The organism is Variovorax sp. Soil_C_26 (assembly GCF_057657075.1).
This window is the reverse complement of record NZ_JBDGJC010000037.1, coordinates 1-1,054: the sequence shown is the minus strand read 5'-3', so window position 1 is coordinate 1,054 and position 1,054 is coordinate 1. Positions and strand designations below refer to the sequence as shown.

Annotated in this window: 1 protein-coding gene; it reads left to right on the top strand. The window is 66.3% G+C overall.

What is annotated here, in order from left to right; genetic code table 11:
• Positions 1–56 precede the first annotated feature (56 nt).
• A partial coding sequence (gene istA, locus AC3A6G_RS27335) for an IS21 family transposase (protein ID WP_487875094.1) occupies positions 57–1,054 on the top strand: 998 nt, incomplete at its 3' end.

The window sequence follows — 1,054 nt, the reverse complement described above, 5'->3', positions numbered from 1 at the left end:
AAATCTGACCCACGTAAGAACCCTAACCTGCTGCTTTTAGCGGCAGGAGCACAGGAGTGATTGACGTGGCGACACTGAGTGTCATCAGACGTTGGGCATTGCGTGAGCAACTGTCCATCCGGGAGATAGCTCGACGCACGGGCCTGTCTCGCAACACCATCCGCAAGTACCTGCGCGAGGGCGAAGCGGCGCCCAGCTACGCGAAGCGGGTCAGCCCGAGCAAGCTCGACGCGTATGCCGAGAAGCTCGGCGCCTGGCTCAAGAGCGAGGCGTCGAGGTCACGCAAGCAGCGGCGCACCCTCAAGCAGATGCACGCCGACCTGGCCGCGCTCGGCTACCAGGGCTCATACAACCGCGTGGCAGCGTTTGCACGAGCGTGGCATGCGCATCGCCATGAGGTTGAGCAGACCACGGGCCGAGGCACCTTCGTGCCCCTGACCTTCGGCCCGGGCGAGGCGTTCCAGTTCGACTGGAGCGAGGACTGGGCGGTCATCGGCGGGGAGCGCACCAAGCTGCAGGTCGCGCACTTCAAGCTCAGCCACAGCCGGGCCTTCCTCGTGCGGGCGTACCCGCTGCAGACCCACGAGATGCTGTTCGATGCGCACAACCGCGCCTTCGAGGTGTTGGGCGGCGTGCCGCGACGCGGCGTCTACGACAACATGAAGACGGCCGTGGATCGCGTGCGCCGAGGCAAGGAGCGCGACGTCAACGCACGCTTCAGCGCCATGGTGAGCCACTACTTATTCGAGGCCGAGTTCTGCAACCCCGCCTCGGGCTGGGAGAAGGGTCAGGTGGAGAAGAACGTGCGCGATGCGCGCCACCGGCTGTGGCAGCCCGTGCCTGCGTTCGCCACGCTGGCGCTGCTCAACGAGTGGCTCGAGCACCGCTGCAAGGCGCTGTGGAGCGAGATCACCCACGGCAAGCTGCCCGGCACCTTGGCCGACGTGTGGGCCCAGGAGCGGCCGCTGCTGATGCCCGTGCCTCGTCCGTTCGACGGCTTCGTCGAGCACACCAAGCGCGTCTCACCCACCTGCCTGGTGCACTTCGAGCGCAA